Raw genomic sequence first — 20,434 nt, forward strand, 5'->3', positions numbered from 1 at the left:
AATCCCACAGCAGATTTAGCGCCCGGTACTGGTTACTACGTTGAAATTGCCAGCGGTGCAATTAAAGATTTAGCTGGGAATAATTATGCCGGTACTACAGGTGCAACTGCTTGGAATTTCACCACGGCTGTCGCCGCTGATACTAAGGTTTTTTCCATTGTAGAAACTGGATTAACCAAGCTGGATGAAATTCTTAAAAAAGAACAGGAAAGTATTAAGATTCCCATCATCGGTCCCTTCCAGAACCTCAATCAAGATTTTATTGGTAGCTTCAAAAATGGCCTGGTTAATGCGCTCAAAACAGGGAGTGATTTAACGGCAGAGCAGTTACAAACAAACCTGCGGAGTTCTCTAGGAACTAACTTCAACATTAGGGTTCAAAAGAATACCACTAACGAGGAAAGCACCTGGGATATTGCAGTAGGCCGGAAATATCAACTCGGTACAGTTAGCGTCCTCAAAGATTTAGGAATGCCTGCCCTTGGCTTTAACGCCGATGGTAATGGCAATGCCAACCTCGATTATCAGTTAAACTTCAGCCTGGGTAACAGCAAAACTTTTGGCCACTATATCGATACCACCAAAACGAATCTGACGACTAACCTGGGGTTTGGTCTAAATGACTCGTTCAAGACTTCTGCAAAACTAGGATTTTTCCCAGCCACCCTCAACGAAAATACCACCCAAGGCAAGCGCACTCAAATTGGCGGGACATATCAGCTCAAGCTGAATGACTTAGATAATCTGGGAGGTATCAATGATGGCGATCGCCTGACCGAGGCAGAACTCAATAGTTCCTACAACCCGCAAAACTTATCACAGTCTACCTTCTCCACCAGTGGGGATCTGAGCCTGAAAGGCCGGACAAATGTGGTCAGCAAAGCATTCCCCAACTTGGTCTTCGAGATGAAGTTCGGGTTTCCAAAAGCTGATTACGTCAACGGTAAATCCGTCAGTTCTGCTAGCATACCCAATGTTGAGGTCAATAATGCAAAACTGGATTTTGGCGAATTTATAACCGGCATTGCCCAACCTGTTTTCACTAAGGTTGACCAGGTTCTTAAACCCTTTCGGCCAGTTATTGATTTCCTAAATGCGGACACGCAGATATTTTCCAAAATCGGGCTGGAGAATTTGTTTAAGGATATAGATGGCAACCGGAAGCGGGTCAGTGTCATCGAAATGGTATCTACCCTTTCCAGTTTGTCAGGCCGACCAATATCCACTGGCTTCATAGAAACAATCGTCAAGTTAGACCGGGTGACTAAGCTGGTTAACGATTCCATCAAAAACAATGAGACTATTTTGATGGATCTCGGCTCTTTTAAACTAGATAATTACAACCCGTTAAAACGGATAGAAGAGTTCGAGAAAACATCTCCGCAGGCTAAAGCTATCGTTAAAATAGGCAAGGAAGAGCTTAAGAAAAAAGATCCGAAAGCTGCCGCACTTCTGACAGCGTTAGAGGTGGTTGATGGACTGGACGTGCCAATTATCACTAAGCCAGAAACAGCCATCCAGCTACTTTTAGGCAAACCAGATGTCCCAATTGTGACCCTGAATTTGGACAATCTGGATTTGGATGTGCCGATAAATATTACAAAGCCTCTGCCTCCTTTCCCACCGGTGAGTGTAGGCTTTGAAGGAAACTTGAAAGCAAAGGCTGACCTAAAATTTGGCTATGACACCTACGGACTGCAACAGTGGAAAGCAACGAACTACGCCTCGGATAAAATCCAATTGTTAAGAGATGGCTTTTATGTCAGCGATCGCAAGAACGCTGACGGAACTGGCCAAGATGTTCCAGAACTGACACTCTCCGCAAATCTCGCTGCCAAAGCTGGCCCAGATATTAAGGTAGCCGATTTTTACATCCTGGGCGGAATCAAGGGAAATGTCAACGTCGATTTGCGAGATGTTGGAGAGCGAGAAGGTAAAAGTGATGGAAAATTGCGAGCTTCCGAGATAGATACTGTCCTCAACAGCGCCCAACCTTGGAATATCATCAATTCAGTTTCCGGCACAATTAATGGTTCGTTGGATATTCGAGCCACAGCAGGTATTGGGCCGTTAAAGAAAACCCTGTACGAGAACAACCTGGCAACTTTCCCACTGGCAAAATTTGGTTGGGAAACTGGAAACTCCAACCCCTCTCAAGGGACATCGAAATCTCCCAGCTTGTTCGATGTGTTTGTTCCCTTTCCAGTTCTGCCAAAATCCTTTACAGTTAGAGGAATTGCTGAGGCTACGGGCAAGACCTATTTGAATTTCAATCCGGCTTACCGCGCTTTAAACTTAGCTGTTGCTATAACAGATAACCCTGTTATCAAAAAGATTTTGCCGGCTCCCATATTAGAACCGATCAATAAGTTAGCTAACACTGGCAGAAACGTTGTGGGTTCAGTGCTGACTCTACCCTTCAACATGATTAGCCAAGGTCCTAAAGCGGCTATTAAGGATACCGTTCAGAGCTTTAGCAGTGGTGTGAAGGCAGTCGCTAAGGTAGGCAAATCTTTCGGTAAAACCCTTGGAAAATTATTTAACAGTGAAGTGACTGGGGCTGAGGTTTTCTTCGATGCCAACTTTAATGGAATTTTAGATCCCGACGAACCCTTTACGATTACTAACGCTGACGGTACCTATGATTTAGATATTTTTGTTCCCAATTTCGATACTAACCAAAGCGGTTTCCTAGACCCGGAAGAGGGCCGGGTGGTGGGAATTGGTGGCATCAATACTGCCACGAATTTGCCTCTGGAAACGCCCCTGTTTGCTTCTGAAGGTACCACCATCACTCCGCTTACGACCTTGGTCAGCGAGTTAGAGCGCAAAGGAATGGATGCAGAAGAGGCTCAAGCCAAGGTGCAGGCGGCTTTGGGAATTCCGGCAGATGTTGACTTGGGCAATTACGATGCCATCGAAGCGATGCGGGACAATGAACTTACTGGGTTAATTATCTACAGCCCGCACGTTCAGGTTCAAGTTGCAATTGTCTTGGTGACCAATTTATTTGCCAGTGCTTCCAATCTTTCTAAGGTGGAGATTGCCACAAAAGTCATCGGAGAGCTATCTAAGGTTGTAGAGCCGGGAACTCCTGTAAACTTGAGCGATCCGGCTCTGTTGCAGAAGTTGATTGAGTCAGTTGCCCAAAGCGTGCAAAAGCCAGAAGTTGCCAGTCTAGCAGGCAATGTGGCAAAAATCATTGCTGCTGGCAATCAGCGCATCAGCGATATTGCAGCCAGTAATATCTCGATCGCAGAGGCGGCGCTTCGCCTCGCTCAAGTGGAAAAGGCGATGTTAGCTGAGGTGGCTAAAGACCTCCAGCAAGTGGGGGCTGGTACGAAGAACATTGAGGAGGCGCTTGCTGAAAACACGGGTGCTGCTTTTGACAAGATGATTGCAGAGGCGAATGTTGAAAGCCCCCTGACTGTCAAAAACGTACAATATGGCTCGGAGGACTCTACCGAAACCGGCACTGACACTGGCACCACACCCGTCACACCAACACCGATCGCCCCGACCCCATCAGAAACAGCCTCGGAAACACCGACAACATCGGAAACAGCGTCGGAAACACCGACACCATCGGAAACAGCAACTCCCACGCCAACAACTAATAACCTCTCAGACGATGAGTGCATCTGCGACCAAATTACCTATCCCAACTTAAACCGACCCAACTCGGTTGAAAACACCATACTCGGCGCATCCAGCATTCAGATAGGCACTGCCCAAAACGATGAATTACTAGGTAGCGATGCTGCCAACATATTCGAGGGCAAATCCGGGGATGACAACCTATACGGTGGTGCCGATAATGACATTATTAATGGCAACCAAGGCAATGACTTCATCGCCGGAGGCAAAGATGAAGATACTCTCTACGGAGATGAAGGAAGCGACATCGTTCTTGGCGAGTCTGGCAACGATTTAATCTTCGGAGGCAAAGGCAATGACTTCTTAGATGGTCGCGAAGGTATTGACATCATTTATGGCAACAAAGATGATGACTTCATCGATGGTGGTAAGGATAATGACACCTTATATGGAGGCAAAGGTAACGACATCCTGCTTGGCAGTCAAGGTGATGACAATCTGTTTGGACAACAGGGAAATGATACAATCTGCGGCGGTGAAGGTAATGACTTAATCAACGGTGATGAAGGAGCAGATATCCTGGGAGGGTGTGCAGGAAATGATACTCTTTTCGGAGGCGCAGATAACGATACTCTCACTGGGGGCAAAGGCAACGATATCCTTGACGGAGGCATGGGCAATGATAGTTTGATTGGCGGCAGCGGCAACGATATCTTTGCCTTAACAACTGGTGAAGGATTTGATATTATCGCTGATTTTACCGTCGGTCAAGACTTGATTGGATTAAGCGGTGGCTTGAGTTTTGGTCAGTTAGAAATAACTCAAAATACTCAGGGAACTATTATTAAGAATCTCTTGACAGGGGAGCAGTTAGGTGTGATGGTTGGAGTGAGTGCAGAGGCGATAACATCGGCTAATTTCATGCTGGTTTAGGACAGGAAAAAAAAGCGTGATCGCCCCTTCGGTACAAAAAGACCAAAAAAGGCGATCGCCCTTTACTACATCTTCCGCTGAAATTCCTCAAGCACATCCATCAATTGAACTTGACACTGCATCGGAATCAAATCGGCAAGCGGCACTTCCCGCTTGCCGCCGCCCAACTTGACTGGAATTCCTTGCAAAACTTGTCCAACTTTGTCAGCATCTAAATTGCCATCTTCCAGCATGGAATAAAGTTGTTGGGCAACAACGGTATGCAGGTGAGCATCATTGAGATACAAATGCCACTTGGCAATGTCAATGTAGACATTTTCGCCGATTTCGGCTGCTAAGGATTCGATCGCCTGTGTAGTATTAGCCATATCAAAAAAGCCGAAAGTTATTTGTTATCAATCAAAAGACTTAACAAATCGCCGACAACTGCCTTCAGCCCGAATCTTTGGTGAGGGGCGAATAATCGGCGATCGCAAAATGGTAAATCGCGTGGGCCAAAACTACTAGAGCCCATCCACCCGTTACCGAAATTGCCCAAGGCCAATCAGCCTTTTGCAAATTGTGAACAAACCACAACCCAGAATTGGTAGCAGAAAAAAGACCGACGTGGATAGCAAAATTCATCCTGTCATCTAAACGGCGGTACTCTGGATCATTGCGATCGGGTTTGCGGGGCCAACGAGGAGGCATAGTTTTTCACTTGATATTAGTAGTTCAGTGCCTATTTTAATCATAAGTGCAGCTTTTTGAATGCTGCATCCCTCTTTCGGCAGGAAACTTATGCCTCTACATTTTCATAGTCTCCAGACTTGCCGCCACTTTTACTCACCAGGCGAATTGACTCAATGGCGATCGACTTTTCCAATCCTTTCGCCATATCATACAAAGTCAGCGCCGCCACCGAAACCGCCGTCAGCGCCTCCATTTCCACCCCAGTTTCCGCCTTAATTTTCACCGTCGCCCGAATTTGATACCCCGGCAACCCAGCATCCGCTATCACCTGCACTTCCACACTACTCAGCGGCAGAGGGTGACACAGAGGAATCAAATGTGCAGTCTGCTTAGCCGCCATAATTCCAGCCAGCCTTGCAGTGCCCAACACATCACCTTTCGGCGCATTCCCCGCTTCAATCGCCGCAAACGTCTCCGGCAGCATCCGCACCCTGGCAGCCGCCACAGCTTGCCGCACAGTGGGCATTTTCGCCGAAACGTCCACCATTTGGGCTTCTCCGCTGTTGTTGAGGTGAGTTAGCTGTGTGCGATCGGGCAATTTAGAAAAAGTTTGCGAAAGGTCTTGCATTTTTTTGGTAATGATGTTACTGTTAGATTCTGTGAGAAAAGAACTTAATCAATTTTAGATTAAATCTTAACTCAACAGGGGCTTGTAGCTTAGTTGGATAGAGTGCATGGCTACGAACCATGAGGTCGGGGGTTCGAATCCCTCCAAGCCCACTACTAAAAGTTATGAATTTTGAGTTTTGAGTTTTGAATTAAGAAATTAATCCAACTCAACCTTCAAGACTCATAACTTTTTTAATTTGTACGTTTTACATAAAACCCACTCTTTGTGGAACAGGCATCTTGCCTGTTTGTAAGAATGGTGCGCGGGGACAAAAAGCCGGTTTCTGCCTCAATATCTGTCGCATAGATTCACGATTTTTGGGAGAAACCGACTTTTTTGGTAAGTCCCATGATTGCCTCTTCCTTCTTGCTTCTGTAATATCATCGGTTCAAAGCATAAACATCTTTGCCTCGACCGATCGCAAATTTCATCGAATTAGACAAGCCCTTGCTAGACTGAGTAATAAAAATCAGCAAAGCCAAGCCAGCGAGTCCAGCCGCAAAACCAAACATATTTCTGTAGCCAACTTGTTCCGCCACAAAGCCTAAAGTCGGCCCCGCAATCGCAATACCCAAATCAAATCCGCCAATACAAAGCGAAAACAAGCGGCCCCTTTCATGAGGTTCGCACCTGTCCGACATCAGCGTTACCATCATGGGCAAAACCGTACCGCCCGCGCAACCTTCAACCAAAGCTGCTATTAAAAAAGCACTGCTGTTGTTAGCAAAATACAACAATAACATAGATACGGCATAACAGATTAAGCCGCCAGAAATAAACAAGCCGCGACCGTATTTGTCCGAAGCCCGTCCCGTGACCAAGCGCATACCAAAACTGGCGATAGCCGCCGTAGAATAAAATAATCCAGGATTCAAATTAGCCTTGGTTTCTTGGATAAACAAAGGCATAAAAGTGCTCAAAGTTCCAAATACTAAACCAACCACCAATAACACTAAAGCCGGAATCCGCACTCTAGGATTCCAGAGCATTTTCCAGTATTTTTGGCTATTTTTGTCCTCAGATAGCGAGTCCGATTTTATTAAATCGGCAAAATTAGGTTCCGCAATTTGGCAGGTAAAAAATACAGCCGTTGCAGCGAAAGCCGCCGACATCGCAAACAAAGGAGTATAACCAACCCAAGCTTGCACAAATCCGCCAATAGCCGGCCCAACTGCTAGACCAATAGGATTCACCAAGCTCATGTTACCGATTAATTCGCCCCGCTTTCCTGGCGGCGACAAATCTGTTACCAAAGCGCTGTAAGCTGTAGTAAAAGCGGCGATACTAAGGCCGTGAAAAACGCGAATAAGTAAGAGTAAGGGGATAGATTGAGCTAACAGGTAGCCCAAAGGGGCGATCGCAGCTACTGACGCGCCTAGAAGCAAAACTTGTTTTCGCCCCCTGCTGTCGGCTGTTTTACCCAACTGCGGCCTCGATAGCAAAAGTCCGATCGCAAATGCACCCATCACAAAGCCAATTTGCTGTTTTGTGCCGCCCACAAATTGAACGTACAACGGCAAAGTTGGCAGTAGCGAAGCCAAACTCGACCAGAATAGCAGGCCTGCGGTGAATAAAATCAGTAAGCTGCGTCTGGGTTGGGGATCGATTTCCCTAAAAATATTCAAGATGCTAATTCCCTTTAAATCTTCTGAGTGCACTCAAAGTAAGTTCGAGTGTCTCTATCATTGTGTTACAAATTCTTAAGATTTGCACCAAAAAAGTTGATATTCGACGAGAGCATCTCACTTTTGCCGCCAAGCGAGAAATTCGAGTTAGGAGTCAGGAGTCAGGAGCCAGGAGAAAAGAGGAAGAAGGAAGAAGGAAGAAGGAAGGAGCCAGAAGAAGTGTTTTTACAAATATGAGATGCTCCCATATTCGACTCACTGTCAACCGTCAACTGTCAACTGTCAACTGTCAACTGTCAAAAAAGAGCATTCTTACCAATCAACCTCAGCCCTTTCCTCCACCACCCGTTCATAAACCCACTGGGTTTCTATCGCCAACTTCGGCCAACTAAATCGGCGTTCCAAATCCTGATAAGCATTGTCAACCAACCACTGCGCGTAACCCGGATTTTTCAAAACCTCCAAAATTCCCCAGGCCAAAGAATCCCGATTGTTTGCCTCAGTAACAACGCCAGTTTTAGTGTGCAGCACCACCTCTGGAAGTCCGCCCGCATCCGAAACCACCACAGGCACTCTTGCAGCAAAGCTTTCTAACGCTACAATCCCAAAAGGTTCGTAAAGACTGGGAAAAACCGCGCAGTCAGCCACCGTCTGGAATTTGTCGAGATGTTCCTCAAACATGAACCCAGTAAAATAACACTTATTCCAAATTCCTAAATGCCAAGCTAAATGTTTGAGATGGTCTGTATTGCCACCGCCAACAATTACAATTTTCGCTTTACCCCCCATTTCCCAAATTACTTTAGGTGCAGCCTGCAAAAATACACCTATGCCTTTTTCATAGCTAATTCTTCCTACATAATAGACAATTTTCTCATCATCAGCAGCAAAATGGCGGCGGAACTCCATCGCGTCAAATTCGTGCCAGCGGGGCTTTTTATCTGGTCTAATTCCGTTGTAAATTACCTCTATTTTGTTCCACGGAGTCGCTAGTACCCGTTCGGCTTCCCGCCGCATATAATCACTGCAAACAATTACTCGCCAAGCGTTGTAAGCGAGGTCGTTTTCCTTGGCGTTAATATAGCGCTGCCCGTCATTGTGGATGCCGTTGAAGCGCCCGTATTCGGTGGCGTGGATGGTGGCAATTAGCGGTACTTTAAAGGTATGCTTGAGGGCGATCGCCGCATCTCCTACTAACCAATCGTGAGCGTGGATGATATCAAAGGGGCCTTCCTCCAGCATCAGTTTGCCACCTTGGTGGCCCATGCTTTGGTTGAGATTCGCCACCCAGTGAAAAAAGTCCCTGGCGTGCCCCACCACCACCCGATGCACACGTATTCCTTCCACCACTTCGTACATCGGCGCGTGGCCGAACTCTACTGTAATTAAGTGAATTTCGTGTCCCAGCTTCACCAATTCTGGATATAGTTCCGATACGTGGCGGGCGATACCGCCTACGATTCTGGGAGGAAACTCCCATGCCAATACCAAAATTTTCATCTTTCTCCCTCCAAATAATTTATATAACTTAATGTTTAGGATTAACAGATTTATTGTAAAATTATCTGCCTCAAATTTGAGTCGATCGCCAGTTGATGCCCAATGCCTGACTTTTGGCAGCAACAAAGACAGAAAATCATGCCTAAACCTGGTTCTTGCATGAAATTGCTCGATCGCCATTACCTGAAAAAAACAGGTTTCCTCAAGATTTGAGCCACTGAGGGCAGCAATGGCGATCGTGGCTATCGGCTTACCGTTTCTTCAAAATCGGCTCCAATTCGCGGCGAAAACTGGTCCAAGCAGCAACCGATGCAGAATTAGAAACAGCACCCTGACGCATCAAAATCGCGCCGTCTTCAAAGCCAACAATTCCGTACTCTCCAGATTTGGACATTCGATCGATCGCCGGTACGATCTCCCGCAACTGTCCCCGTTCCGTGCGAAACGCAGCCTGATACTGCTGCAACTGCCAGAGATCGGCAATTACATATTGCATCTTCACTGCCTTCCCTGCATCATTGCGGAGTTCCAACATCGGAAACCTGAGAATTTCCCGCCTGCTTGACAAAATCGGCACAATAGTATTCGTCGCTGCCACGCTAGCATCAGCAGGAATTTGAGCCAATAGCGGCCGCACTTGCAAAACGTGCTGCCATTGTCTGACGAGAGGAACCTGCACCCAAGGATCGATCGCATCGGGCAAAATCAAAGAAAAAGTCCGATTTGGGTTAGAAGTGAAGGTAAAAAATAGCGACAAACAGATGCAAAACGCCCAAAAGCGGCGAAATTTTGAAGACGAAGGCAGAGGAAATAAAGCAGAAGGAAAACGCAAAAACATTCTTTCCTCTCTCACCATTCTATCTTCTTCCTTTTGACGCTGGGCCCACCACAGAATCGCCCCATAAAAAAGCCCTGGAACCACAGTCATCGCATAGCGAATATTAATCGCCAGCACCGACTCTCCTTTCGCTAAAAATAGCTTCAGCAGCGGAAATCCAGCTATCATCCAAGACGCAGGCGCGAAAGCAGGAACCAAAGCTAATGGCAACCACTGGCCAAGCAGGTATCTAATCTTACCAAAAAACGGCGTAAATAACTGAGCCACCAATCGGCCGGGATTGCTCACCATTCCCCAAATAATTTCTAGAGTAGAAGCTTCATCTCCCTCGGCATATTGGCCGAAGCGCTCCATCATAAACCGCTGGGATATATCAGCAGAAAACAAAGGCATAATCAGATTGGTCAGGACGATCATATAACCAAAACTGAGTATGCAGACTGCTAAACCAGTCCGAGGGTAGCGCCGGCTCAAAATCAGGTAAACTCCGACGCCAAATAAAACAACTCCCCCATCTTCTCGCACGGCCAAAATTAAAGTTGCCAGAATCCCAAACAAGGGCCACCAGCGCTTCTCCATAGCCAGCAGCAAGCTAAAGACATACAGTGGCATTTGACAAATATCGTGAAAATTGCCCATAGTCGGGCCGATGACCGCGTTAGCGCAGTAATAGCTCACAACAATTGTCGCCGACAGCTTTGGTTCCAGATAGTGTCTGGCGAGAGCATAGAGCACTCCTCCCGCCGCGGTAATTAAAGTCACCTGCAACACCGTCAAAGTGACGGGAGAGGGAAACAGAGAGTAAATTGGCAGCCACAGCATTAGCGCCGGGGTGAAATGCTGCCCCAACCGGTAGTAAGATACCTCCGGGAGCTGGTTTTGGTGAACCACATTAGTGGACAAAGCCGAAGAGAGGGAACTCTCAAACAAGTGACCCCGAGTGCCGTTCCAAAAAAGTTGATTGAAAATGCCTTGGTCGTAAGTAGCGTAAAAGCTGTAGTAGCGGTGCAGCGTCAGCAACAGGCACAGCACAAAAAAGGCGACCGCCACTTGAACCACCACCCGCAGCGACTCATTTTTCTTCCATCTCAAAAATATCATCTGCCCGCCGTAATGAAATTATCGGACAATAGCATAAATCTAAAGTAAGTATTAAATTAAAGTAGAAGTGAAATAACTCGGCTAGGCAATGCTCAATTATTTTCACCCGATCGAAAAGCTCAACAGCGTCCATCCAACACCAGGCACCAGCGGCACTGACTGTTCTCCCGAACAGCCGGTAAATCCCGCACCGCTTTTACAGCTTTTGCTGTTCGTAGACAAGCGTCCCTCTTCCAGGGAACAGACCAGACACATCCGCAAGTCCCTAAAGGATTTGAAGGCAGAGTGCGACTTTGAGCTTCAAATCATCGACGTAGGAGAACAGCCCGATTTAGCCGAACACTTTAAACTTGTAGCCACTCCCTCGCTGCTCAAAATTCATCCCGATCCGCGACAAACTCTCGCCGGCAGCAATTTAATCGCCCAACTCGAACACTGGTGGCCCCGCTGGAAGCGTTCTGTAGAGGAATACGCAGCTCAACAACAGTCGGCCCCAGCTCTTGCTGAAAGCCTGACTGACCCAAAACCAATCTATTCCGTTGCTTGCGCCGCCGAACTTGTGCAGCTTTCCGATGAAGTTTTTCGCCTCAAACAGGAAAAAGAACACCTGCAAGAGCAGTTGCAGTTGAAAGACCGGATTATTGCGATGCTAGCTCATGACTTGCGTAATCCCTTGACGGCAGCATCTTTGGCTTTGGAAACTTTGGAGTCAAGTCAGAAGGTGAAAGAGGGGGAAAAGTCGCGTTTGACACCGAGTCTGGCGGCTCATTTGATGAAACAAGCCCGCCGCCAAATCCGAATTGTCGATCGTATGATTACAGATATCCTGCAAGCAGCCCGGGGTACAAACGCTCAACTCCACATTGAACCAAAAAGAATCGAACTGGGCCCGATTTGTCAAGATGTAATCTTGCAGTTTCAAGACAAATTTCAGGCGAAAAGTCTGAACTTAGAAACAGACATTCCCGCCGATTTGCCCTTAGTTTATGCCGATCCCGATCGCATCAAACAAGTCATAGTCAACCTGCTGGACAACGCCAGCAAGTACACGCCAGACCGAGGAACTGTTAATCTTTCAATTCTCCACCGCACCGCTTACAAAGTTCAAGTCAGCATTTGCAACAGCGGCCCGGGAATTCCTGAAGAAGATTGCGCGAGCATTTTTGAAGACAGCTTTCGGTTGCAGCGAGATAAATCAACCGACGGTTACGGCATTGGACTGTCTCTGTGTCAAGGCATCATCCGCGCCCACTACGGTCAAATTTGGGTAGACTCCGTAGTCGATCGAGGCAGTTGTTTTCACTTTACTCTGCCCGTACAAAAATAAAGTTAACAGTTGTCAGTTGTTCAGTACCAACCGAATTTTATATTACAGCTCAACTTGAACGCAGTGCAGCAATAATCTGTGCGTTGGCCTTGGGAAAAGTAAATTGGTCAATTTCGTCGAGTGTCACCCAGCGAATTTCATCGCATTCGATCGTTTGCGGTTCCCCGCTGACGTGGCGGCAGTGGTGGACGTATAGTCTAACTGTAAATTTAGTGTAGTCGTGGTCAATTGTAATCAAGCGATCGCCAACTTCTACGACAATCCCCAACTCCTCCATAATTTCCCGTTTTATGCAAGCTTCGATTGTTTCCCCAGGCTCTATTTTTCCGCCAGGAAACTCCCAGAAACCCCCGTGCAGTCCATGTTGTCGGCGCTTGTCAATCAAAATTTGTTGGCGATCGTTCCAGATTGCAGCAACGCCGATAACTTTGTGGGCAACAGGAGAAACAGACATATTAATTAGGAATGGGGAATGGGGAATTGGGAATTGGGAATTGGGAATTGGGAATGTAAGAATAATATCAATAATTATTCAATTATTTAATCTAAAATCAACCCTCTAAAATCTAAAATCTAAAATCTAAAATCTAAAATATTAAGCCCCCATCTTGCGAGGGGGGGCTTGACACTTGGATTACTTAAATGTTAAGAATCTACTAATCGTCCGAGCCGTGTCTCTCACTGGCTTGTATGGACTTTTCAAAAGTCATTCGCTGTTCGGCATTTTTCAGAAAATAACCGCTAATCATAGCCGAGGCGAGCAATCTACCCAAATGTTCGCGACTGGTAGTAACTGTCACCCCGAAGTGTTCCGAAGGCAAATTGCCCAAAAGTCCAACAATATTTCGCTCCATTACTTGAAACACTTCGTGAGAAGTCGGCTTAGACAACTGAGAAACTGTGTCGGGAGCCATTGACTGCACGTATTGCCATAATAAGTTGGCATTTTCTCCGTCTTCTTCAAAGAATTCTGGGGATTTATTAGATGAGTTGCTCACGAGTACCTCCGTTTCAGAGACAGCTTGTTATGTTAGACGCGGGCGGTTAAATTAAATAACCCTTATCTGATGGCTGCTGATCTTTATTACTAAGTAATTACTAATGTAGCAGGACAGTCATAGCAACCAAGTGGGCACAACCGAATTAAAAGCGGCGGTTTTTACGATTTTAGATTGGGGATTGCAAGTGGGGGGAACCCGATCGCCAATCCCCAATCTACCTAGCTGGCTAGATAATCGTTGATATCTTGCTTGCGCTTGCGGAGTTTGGTCAAAGCTTCCCGTTCTATTTGCCGCACTCGTTCCCGACTGATGTTGAGACGATCGCCTATTTTGGCCAAAGTTAAGGTTTGCCCGTCTTCTAAACCAAACCGCAAGGCGAGCACTTCTCGCTGTTGCTGAGTCAGTTCCGCCATTAGCTGGTCTAAGTCAGTCCGCAGGGAAGATTGCAAAGCAAAATCTTCCGGGGTAGTACCCGTATCTTCCAACAAATCGCCCAACTCTGTATCTTGATTGTCTCCCACGCGCAAGTCCAGGGAAAGTGGCAGGCGCGCGCGATCGAGATATTCGCGAATCTGTTTGGGAGTCAACTCTAACTCGGATGCCAATTCAGCAGCCGTGGCCGCGCGACCAAGCTGTTGAGCAAGTTGGCGCTGAGCCTTTTTAATTTTGTTGAGCTTTTCGGTGATGTGGATCGGTAAGCGGATGGTGCGGCCTTTTTCGGCGATCGCCCGAGTAATTGCCTGACGAATCCACCAATAAGCATAAGTAGAAAATCTGTAGCCCTTAGTGGGGTCAAATTTTTCTACTCCCCGCTGCATCCCGATCGTGCCTTCCTGAATTAGATCCAGTAAATCTACGTTGCGCTTGATATATTTTTTGGCAACAGACACTACCAGGCGGAGATTCGCTTCCACCATTTGGCGCTTTGCCCTTTCTCCGTTTTCGAGCGTCCGCTGCAACTGTGCCTCAGACAGCCCAACTGCCTGTGCCCATTCAGCCGCCGTCGGGTCGCGGCCTAACTCTTCGGCTAAAATATTTTTCTCCTGATGCAGTGCGGTTGAGCGCTGTACCTGTTTCCCGTAGAGTATTTCTTGCTCATGGGTCAACAAGGGAACGCGGCCGATTTCCCGCAAGTAAGCGCGAACAGAATCTGTATCTGAGGACTTAAGAGTTTTCATGAGCTTTTCCCGCTGAGGATCTGTGCCTCTAAAGGTTTGCGGTAGTCGCAAACCCCTAGCTTTAGCTGGGAAGGAAAGCGGGCGGGGACTTGCGCTTTCCTTCCATTTAAAGAGGCTTAATTTTATGGTAGCTAGCTACTACTCCCAGTCAGCACCGTCTCAGGTTAGGTTTTGGTTGGGGCGTGAACAATACTACGTTATGTTAAGAATCTTAACATTTGTGAGAGCAGTTGGCTACACTTCTTCATATTTATTTCATGCCAGCCTGAACTGTTGATACGAGAGTACCCGCTTTCCTGGCTTTACAGTTTGCATCAAGATAAACAAAATCCGCCACATCTCAGAGGGGGAGATTGGTAGAGGGGCAGGGCTGTTTCATTATCTTGTAGGGGCTGCCCCCCGTGGCTGCCCTGAATATGAAGTTACAGATATTGATGAACCCGCCCCAACAGATAATGACTAATGACTCATGACTAATAACTAATGACCGAAAGCATCCAGGATACCCGCCACGTGATTCATCCGTCCAGAAATAAAAAACCTGTATCCGATAAACTGGCCCCCGAATTTATCCGTGGCTCAATGCTTCAATTCTTTAATCTAAAATCTAAAATCTAAAATCGATTGACTTCTTTGCCTTTGAGCTTCGTACAAGATGAGGGCTGCGGCGATCGACACATTTAAAGATTCTACGCCACGACTCAGGGGAATTTGGATTTGTCGATCGGCCAAACTCCTCAATTCTTCCGACAAACCAGAGCCTTCGTTGCCCAAAACTATCAGAGTCGGCACTCGCAAATCTACTTCCCAATAACTTAAACTGGCCCCGGCGACAGTTGCTAAAATTTGCATTCCTCGATTTTTATACCCGGAGACTTCGGCGGTTAAATCTGGACTGACTGCCATTGGCAGCTTAAACCAAGCTCCTGCCGAGGCGCGCAGCACTTTGGGATGGTCTAAATCGGCGCTGTCTGCGCTCAGTAGCAAACCGTCGGCATTAGCAGCCGCAGCCGTGCGGACGATCGCCCCCAAGTTGCCCGGATCTTGGATTGTTTCTAGGGCTATTCCTAAAGTTGACAATTTTGCGGGCTCTGTTGCGGTGCGGGGTGCGGTGGCGACAATGCCGTCGGGTTGGACTGTAGTGGCGATCGACTCTAACACTTTTGCACTTACTAATTCTGTGCGATCGGCTAAATTACCAACTTGCTGCCAAAGTTCCCCGTGCTGATCCAGCCATTCGGGAGTGCAGCAAACCGTTGCTAGCGGGTATTTTGCCGCGCAAGCTTCTTCGAGCAAGTGCGTCCCTTCGAGTAAAAATAATTGTTGTTCCCTGCGTCCCTTCGAGCTGTGCAGCTTGCGAATTTCTTTAACTAGGGGGTTTTGAATACTTGTCAGCATTGTTTAATTCAGCAGAGCGAATGGGGTTATTGCCTGTATCGGGTTAACCCCAAACTTCCTTCTGCCTTGGGAATGCGGAACCCGGGACTTGAACCCGGAAGGCTTGCACCACATGAACCTGAATCATGCGCGTCTACCAATTCCGCCAGTTCCGCATCGGTCACGAATTACTACTCTGCCATATGTTCGCCGATATGTCAAGTGTTTTGGGGAATTTATTTTTTCTGGGCTGCGAGTAATACCAAACCCGTTAGCAAAGGGAGAAGGAAGAAAATCTTCCTTCTTCCCAATTCCCAACTCCCAATTCTATAAAGGCGAAGATGCCCGATGCCCGATGCCCGATGCCCGATGCCCAATTCCCATTCTGTTATAATTCATTTGGCAGATATTTCTCATCACGTCGGCTACCTATGTCTGAGCCATTAACCCTCGATCCGAGTCAGTTGCCAGATATTAGCAACTTAGTTTTAGAAGACGATACTCCTTTGGACAGTTTCATCAACGAAAAACAGCAGCGGCTGCTGACAACGGTTTTATATAGCGGTGGCGATACAGGTATTACCGTTCCCTTCATTGCGGCTGCAAATGTCGGTTTGTTCAGCAGCGTGCGTCTACCTGGAATCGCCCCGGATGTGTTTCTCAGTATCAATATTACTGGTGCTGAGGATTGGTGGGAAAAACAAGTGCGATCGTATTTATTTTGGGAATTTGGCAAGCCTCCCGAAATTGCGATCGAAATTGTTTCCCCAACTCCGGGCAACGAATTGGGCAGCAAGTTAATAGATTACGCTCGAATGCGAATCCCGTATTATGTCGTGTACGATCCGCTACGCGAGTTGAAAGGGAGTACGCTGCGAGTCTTTGAATTGCAGAATCAATCTTACGTACCCAAAAGTGATGCTTGGTTTCCCGAAGTCGGTTTGGGACTAACTCTGTGGCAAGGTGAATTTGAAAATGTCGGTGGTACTTGGTTGCGCTGGTGCTATGCTAGTGGCGTTCCCATTCCTACAGGCGACGAACTGGCGGCACAAAAAGATGCTCAGTTATCTCAAAAAGATGCTCAGTTATCTCAAAAAGATGCTCAGTTATCTCAAAAAGATGCTCAGTTACTGGAGGAACAGGCGCGCACTAAACAAGCATTTATCCAGGCGATCGAACTCGGTTTAAAGCTCAAATTCGGAGACGAAGGATTGCTGCTGCTTGAGGAGATTTCGGGAATTTCTGATGTTGGTGTTTTGCAGGCGATCGCATCTTATATGCAAGCAGCCAACAACCTCGATGAAATCCGGCAAATCTATCAACCCTAATTTTACAACAAGGTTCGTAGTAATATCATTTCCGGTTACACCGTCAGGTGATGTTGACGGTTGACGGTTGACGGTTGACGCCGTGAACAGTGAACAGTGAACTCGAATTTACTATTCCGATGCTAACGGATTTGATATAACTCACATCTTGTGATCTTCTTAGGAACGGGCTCTCCGGCCCATTCCACAACACATCAAGTTGCTTGTGGAGTGGGCGCCGCGCCCGCACCAAAATACAATTTAGATGCGGGATAGCTTACTTTAAAAAAATGGGAATCTAATCGGCCAAATCGGGGAAAACCTCGCGCACGGCCGGATGCACCAATCGGTGATTCTGCACGTTCAATCCCTTCGCCAAACTCGGATTCATTTCCAAAGCTTTAATCCCGTTATTTGCCAACTGCAAAACATAAGGCAAAGTGCTGTTATTCAAAGCTTGAGTCGCAGTCCAAGGCACGGCACCGGGCATATTCGGCACGCCGTAATGCACAACTCCTTCCTCAACATAAGTGGGATTTGTGTGAGAAGTTACCCGCAAAGTTTCGACGCAGCCGCCTTGATCGACAGCGACATCAACAATCACAGAACCTGGGTGCATCTTCGCAACAAATTCGCGAGAAACCAGCACTGGAGCTTTTTTACCTAAGACCAAAACCGCACCGATTAACAAATCAGCATCGGGAACAACTGCTTCAATTTGCAAAGGACTGCTGTAGAGGTATTCTACTCGGGAACCGAACAGAGTTTCTAAATAAGCTAGGCGATCGACATTTACGTCTAATATCTGCACTCTGGCGCCCATTCCTACAGCAATTCTGGCTGCTTCTGTGCCGACAATTCCGCCGCCCAAAATCACAACTTTACCCGGTCTTACCCCCGGTACGCCACCCAAAAGTACGCCCCTGCCACCTTGCTGTCGTTCCAGAAACCGAGCTCCGAACTGCACGGCCAAACGCCCTGCAATAATACTCATCGGCGTCAGCAGCGGCAATTTTCTGTCCGGGAGTTCGACGGTTTCGTAGGCGATGGCCTGGACTCCGCTGCTAATTAAATGTTCCGTTAATGTGCGATCGGCCGCCAAGTGCAAATATGTAAACAGCAACTGCTCTTTTTGAATCAGCGGATACTCAGCAGGCAGCGGTTCTTTAACTTTAACAATTAGTTCGCGATTCCAGACATCTGAAGCCTTTAAAACAATCTTAGCCCCTGCTTCAACGTAGTCCTCGTCCGCAAAACCGGCCCCAGCACCAGCATTCGTTTCTACAAAAACTGTGTGGCCTTTGTCCGAACAAGCCCGGACACTTGTGGGGCTAAGCCCGACTCGAAACTCTAAATCCTTGATTTCCTTGGGGACGCCTATTTCCATCTATAACCTCTAATCTCAGGCATACGTAGATCGAATCTAACCTAAAAACAATCCCCAGGGGGACAATACTCTTGTAGATTTTAGATTTGGCAATCCGGCTGGGCTAGAAGAATTTTTGTTGGATTTTTCGCCAGATTGATCGCAATTTCCTCAATTGAGACTTGAATTACATAATTTTTTGATTGATAGATCGACCGCAGATGTAGGGCCGATTAACGCAGAGTAACGCAGATAATTTCAAGAAGAGTCAATATATTTGATCTGTCACTTATAATTTAACAGGCATAACTCGCCCCCTATCTAAACAAATGCCACGCATACCTACTTTAACATTCGATCGCGGAACTCTCTTGCTGCACCCGCCGCCCAAAGGCAGAGACTGGGTGGACTTTGCGACATGGGATGATCGCGTGGAAAAATACCGCATTCGAGCAATTCACTACCGCCCGCTGGTAGAATGCCTCCAAGCCGAGTGCATTCACTTTACCGACGAAGCTAGGGCATACGAACTACTCGAACTGGTACCCAGCGTGGAAATGCAGCCTTACCCACATCAAGAACAGGCCCTCGTAGCTTGGCAAGAAGCAGGAAGCCAAGGAGTAGTCGTCCTCCCCACAGCTTCCGGCAAAACTTATCTGGCACAATTAGCCATGCAAGTCACTGGTCGCAGTACATTAATTGTAGTACCAACTCTCGATTTAATGCACCAGTGGTATGCTAATTTAAAGGCAGCTTTTCCCGACATCGAAATCGGATTGTTGGGCGGAGGTTCGCGGGACAAAACGCCAATTTTAGTCGCCACTTACGACAGTGCAAGTATTCATGCAGAAACCTTGGGCAATAAATACGGTTTGCTGGTTTTTGACGAATGCCACCATTTGCCAACGGACTTTTATCGAGTAATTTCCGAATATGCGATCGCGCCTTTTCGACTCGGACTGACAGCTACACCCGATCGCACCGATGGCCGCCACAGTGATTTACATTTTCTCATCGGCCCGACAGTATTTAGCAAAAGACCAGAAGATTTGGCGGGGGATGCTTTAGCCGACCATAAAATAGTTCAAATTATGGTAAAACTGTCACAAGAAGAAGCATCTCGCTACGCCGAATTAATCAACATTCGCAACGACTTCTTAAAACAGTCTAACATCAAAATATCCAGCCTCGAAGGTTGGAAACAGTTTATCATGGCAAGCGCGCGATCGCCCCTGGGACGGCGCGCCATGCTAGCCCACCGTCAAGCCAAAGAAATCGCCCTTTGTACCGAAGGAAAACTGCGAATTTTAGCCAACATACTAGCAGAACACTCTCCCCAGCGCACGCTAATTTTCACCGGAGACAACGCCACAGTTTACCGAATTTCCCAAGAATTTCTCATCCCCACAATTACCCACCAAACCCCTGTCAAAGAACGCCACGAAATCCTCGATCGCTTTCGCAGCGGCGAATACAAAACCCTCGTCGCCTCCCACGTCCTCAACGAAGGAGTGGACGTTCCCGACGCCAGAATTGCTATCATATTGTCAGGTACCGGCAGCGAACGCGAATACATCCAGCGATTGGGTCGAGTTCTCCGCAAAAGCAGCGATGTAAATAAGTTAGCAATTCTCTACGAAGTCGTCACCGAAGACACTAGCGAAGAAAGAACTTCTCAACGCCGCCGAGGAGGAATGCAGCCTCACAAATCCCAACCACAAACACAAATAGAACCGCCAAAACCAGAATATCAGAAATTAGAAATAGTCAAACCGACACCCATTTACGGAGTCAACCGAGAGATAACCAAAAAAGCAGCAGAATCACCCGCAAAATGGGGAGAAGACAATGATGAAATTCCCTGGTAGCAAGCCTAAACTATTTCTAAACACTTTCTTTCTCTCTCTTCCCTTCGCGTTCTTCGCGACGAAGAACATCCCAA

The 20,434-nt window shown here is 47.2% G+C and carries 14 protein-coding genes, 2 tRNA genes and 1 pseudogene; 5 read left to right on the forward strand and 12 right to left on the reverse strand.

Annotated features, from left to right (window positions below):
* Positions 1-4,530 (forward strand): annotated as a pseudogene (locus QUB11_RS19865) (hypothetical protein); the annotation flags it as partial.
* Between the two features lie 65 nt (positions 4,531-4,595).
* On the opposite strand, the gene QUB11_RS19870 reads toward QUB11_RS19865, so the two are convergent.
* The 3 genes from QUB11_RS19870 to moaC form a co-directional block, all read right to left on the reverse strand.
* The gene (locus QUB11_RS19870) at positions 4,596-4,898 is read right to left on the reverse strand and encodes a DUF3181 family protein (RefSeq protein ID WP_006633891.1); all 303 of its coding nucleotides are present in this window, start codon (positions 4,896-4,898) and stop codon (positions 4,596-4,598) included.
* A gap of 64 nt (positions 4,899-4,962) precedes the next feature.
* A complete protein-coding gene (locus QUB11_RS19875; RefSeq protein WP_006633890.1) occupies positions 4,963-5,220 on the reverse strand; it encodes a 2TM domain-containing protein in 258 nt (85 codons plus the stop codon).
* 88 nt (positions 5,221-5,308) lie between these two features.
* Positions 5,309-5,830 carry a cyclic pyranopterin monophosphate synthase MoaC gene (gene moaC / locus QUB11_RS19880; protein WP_333391537.1) on the reverse strand — a complete coding sequence of 174 codons (522 nt, stop codon included), beginning with the start codon at positions 5,828-5,830 and terminating at the stop codon, positions 5,309-5,311.
* A 78-nt stretch (positions 5,831-5,908) separates the two neighbouring features.
* Between moaC and QUB11_RS19885 the strand changes: the two genes are divergently transcribed.
* Positions 5,909-5,982 (forward strand) — tRNA-Arg (locus QUB11_RS19885).
* Positions 5,983-6,252: 270 nt separating this feature from the next.
* On the opposite strand, the gene QUB11_RS19890 is transcribed toward QUB11_RS19885, so the two are convergent.
* From QUB11_RS19890 to QUB11_RS19900, 3 genes are all read right to left on the reverse strand, one after another.
* Complete coding sequence (locus QUB11_RS19890; protein ID WP_333391546.1) at positions 6,253-7,497, reverse strand: MFS transporter; 1,245 nt, start codon at positions 7,495-7,497, stop codon at positions 6,253-6,255.
* Positions 7,498-7,809: 312 nt separating this feature from the next.
* Complete coding sequence (locus tag QUB11_RS19895) at positions 7,810-8,997, reverse strand: glycosyltransferase family 4 protein (protein WP_333391539.1); 1,188 nt, start codon at positions 8,995-8,997, stop codon at positions 7,810-7,812.
* 250 nt (positions 8,998-9,247) lie between these two features.
* On the reverse strand, positions 9,248-10,936 hold the full coding sequence (locus QUB11_RS19900) for a DUF2079 domain-containing protein (protein WP_333391541.1): 1,689 nt from the start codon (positions 10,934-10,936) through the stop codon (positions 9,248-9,250).
* Between the two features lie 88 nt (positions 10,937-11,024).
* Between QUB11_RS19900 and QUB11_RS19905 the strand changes: the two genes are divergently transcribed.
* The gene (locus tag QUB11_RS19905; protein WP_333156656.1) at positions 11,025-12,263 is read left to right on the forward strand and encodes a histidine kinase; all 1,239 of its coding nucleotides are present in this window, start codon (positions 11,025-11,027) and stop codon (positions 12,261-12,263) included.
* 49 nt (positions 12,264-12,312) lie between these two features.
* On the opposite strand, the gene mutT is transcribed toward QUB11_RS19905, so the two are convergent.
* The 5 genes from mutT to QUB11_RS19930 form a co-directional block, all read right to left on the reverse strand.
* On the reverse strand, positions 12,313-12,717 hold the full coding sequence (mutT, locus tag QUB11_RS19910; protein ID WP_333156657.1) for an 8-oxo-dGTP diphosphatase MutT: 405 nt from the start codon (positions 12,715-12,717) through the stop codon (positions 12,313-12,315).
* 202 nt (positions 12,718-12,919) lie between these two features.
* Positions 12,920-13,261 (reverse strand): DUF760 domain-containing protein, encoded by a 342-nt coding sequence (locus tag QUB11_RS19915; RefSeq protein WP_172187001.1) that lies wholly within the window; start codon positions 13,259-13,261, stop codon positions 12,920-12,922.
* Between the two features lie 221 nt (positions 13,262-13,482).
* Complete coding sequence (locus QUB11_RS19920) at positions 13,483-14,442, reverse strand: RNA polymerase sigma factor, RpoD/SigA family (protein WP_333342007.1); 960 nt, start codon at positions 14,440-14,442, stop codon at positions 13,483-13,485.
* A gap of 600 nt (positions 14,443-15,042) precedes the next feature.
* Complete coding sequence (locus tag QUB11_RS19925) at positions 15,043-15,840, reverse strand: RNA methyltransferase (protein WP_333391543.1); 798 nt, start codon at positions 15,838-15,840, stop codon at positions 15,043-15,045.
* A 73-nt stretch (positions 15,841-15,913) separates the two neighbouring features.
* Positions 15,914-15,995, reverse strand: a tRNA-Leu gene (locus QUB11_RS19930).
* A 255-nt stretch (positions 15,996-16,250) separates the two neighbouring features.
* On the opposite strand from QUB11_RS19930, the gene QUB11_RS19935 reads away from it, so the two are divergent.
* Positions 16,251-17,147, forward strand: coding sequence for a Uma2 family endonuclease (locus tag QUB11_RS19935; protein ID WP_333391544.1), 897 nt, complete (start codon positions 16,251-16,253; stop codon positions 17,145-17,147).
* A gap of 277 nt (positions 17,148-17,424) precedes the next feature.
* Here the strand turns inward: QUB11_RS19935 and ald are convergent, their stop codons facing one another.
* A complete protein-coding gene (ald, locus tag QUB11_RS19940; protein ID WP_333205646.1) occupies positions 17,425-18,513 on the reverse strand; it encodes an alanine dehydrogenase in 1,089 nt (362 codons plus the stop codon).
* A 308-nt stretch (positions 18,514-18,821) separates the two neighbouring features.
* Between ald and QUB11_RS19945 the strand changes: the two genes are divergently transcribed.
* On the forward strand, positions 18,822-20,360 hold the full coding sequence (locus QUB11_RS19945) for a DEAD/DEAH box helicase family protein (protein ID WP_333205647.1): 1,539 nt from the start codon (positions 18,822-18,824) through the stop codon (positions 20,358-20,360).
* Positions 20,361-20,434 lie beyond the last annotated feature (74 nt).

The sequence above is a fragment of the Microcoleus sp. B6-A1 genome, assembly GCF_036705085.1.
Classification (GTDB): Bacteria; Cyanobacteriota; Cyanobacteriia; order Cyanobacteriales; family Microcoleaceae; genus Microcoleus.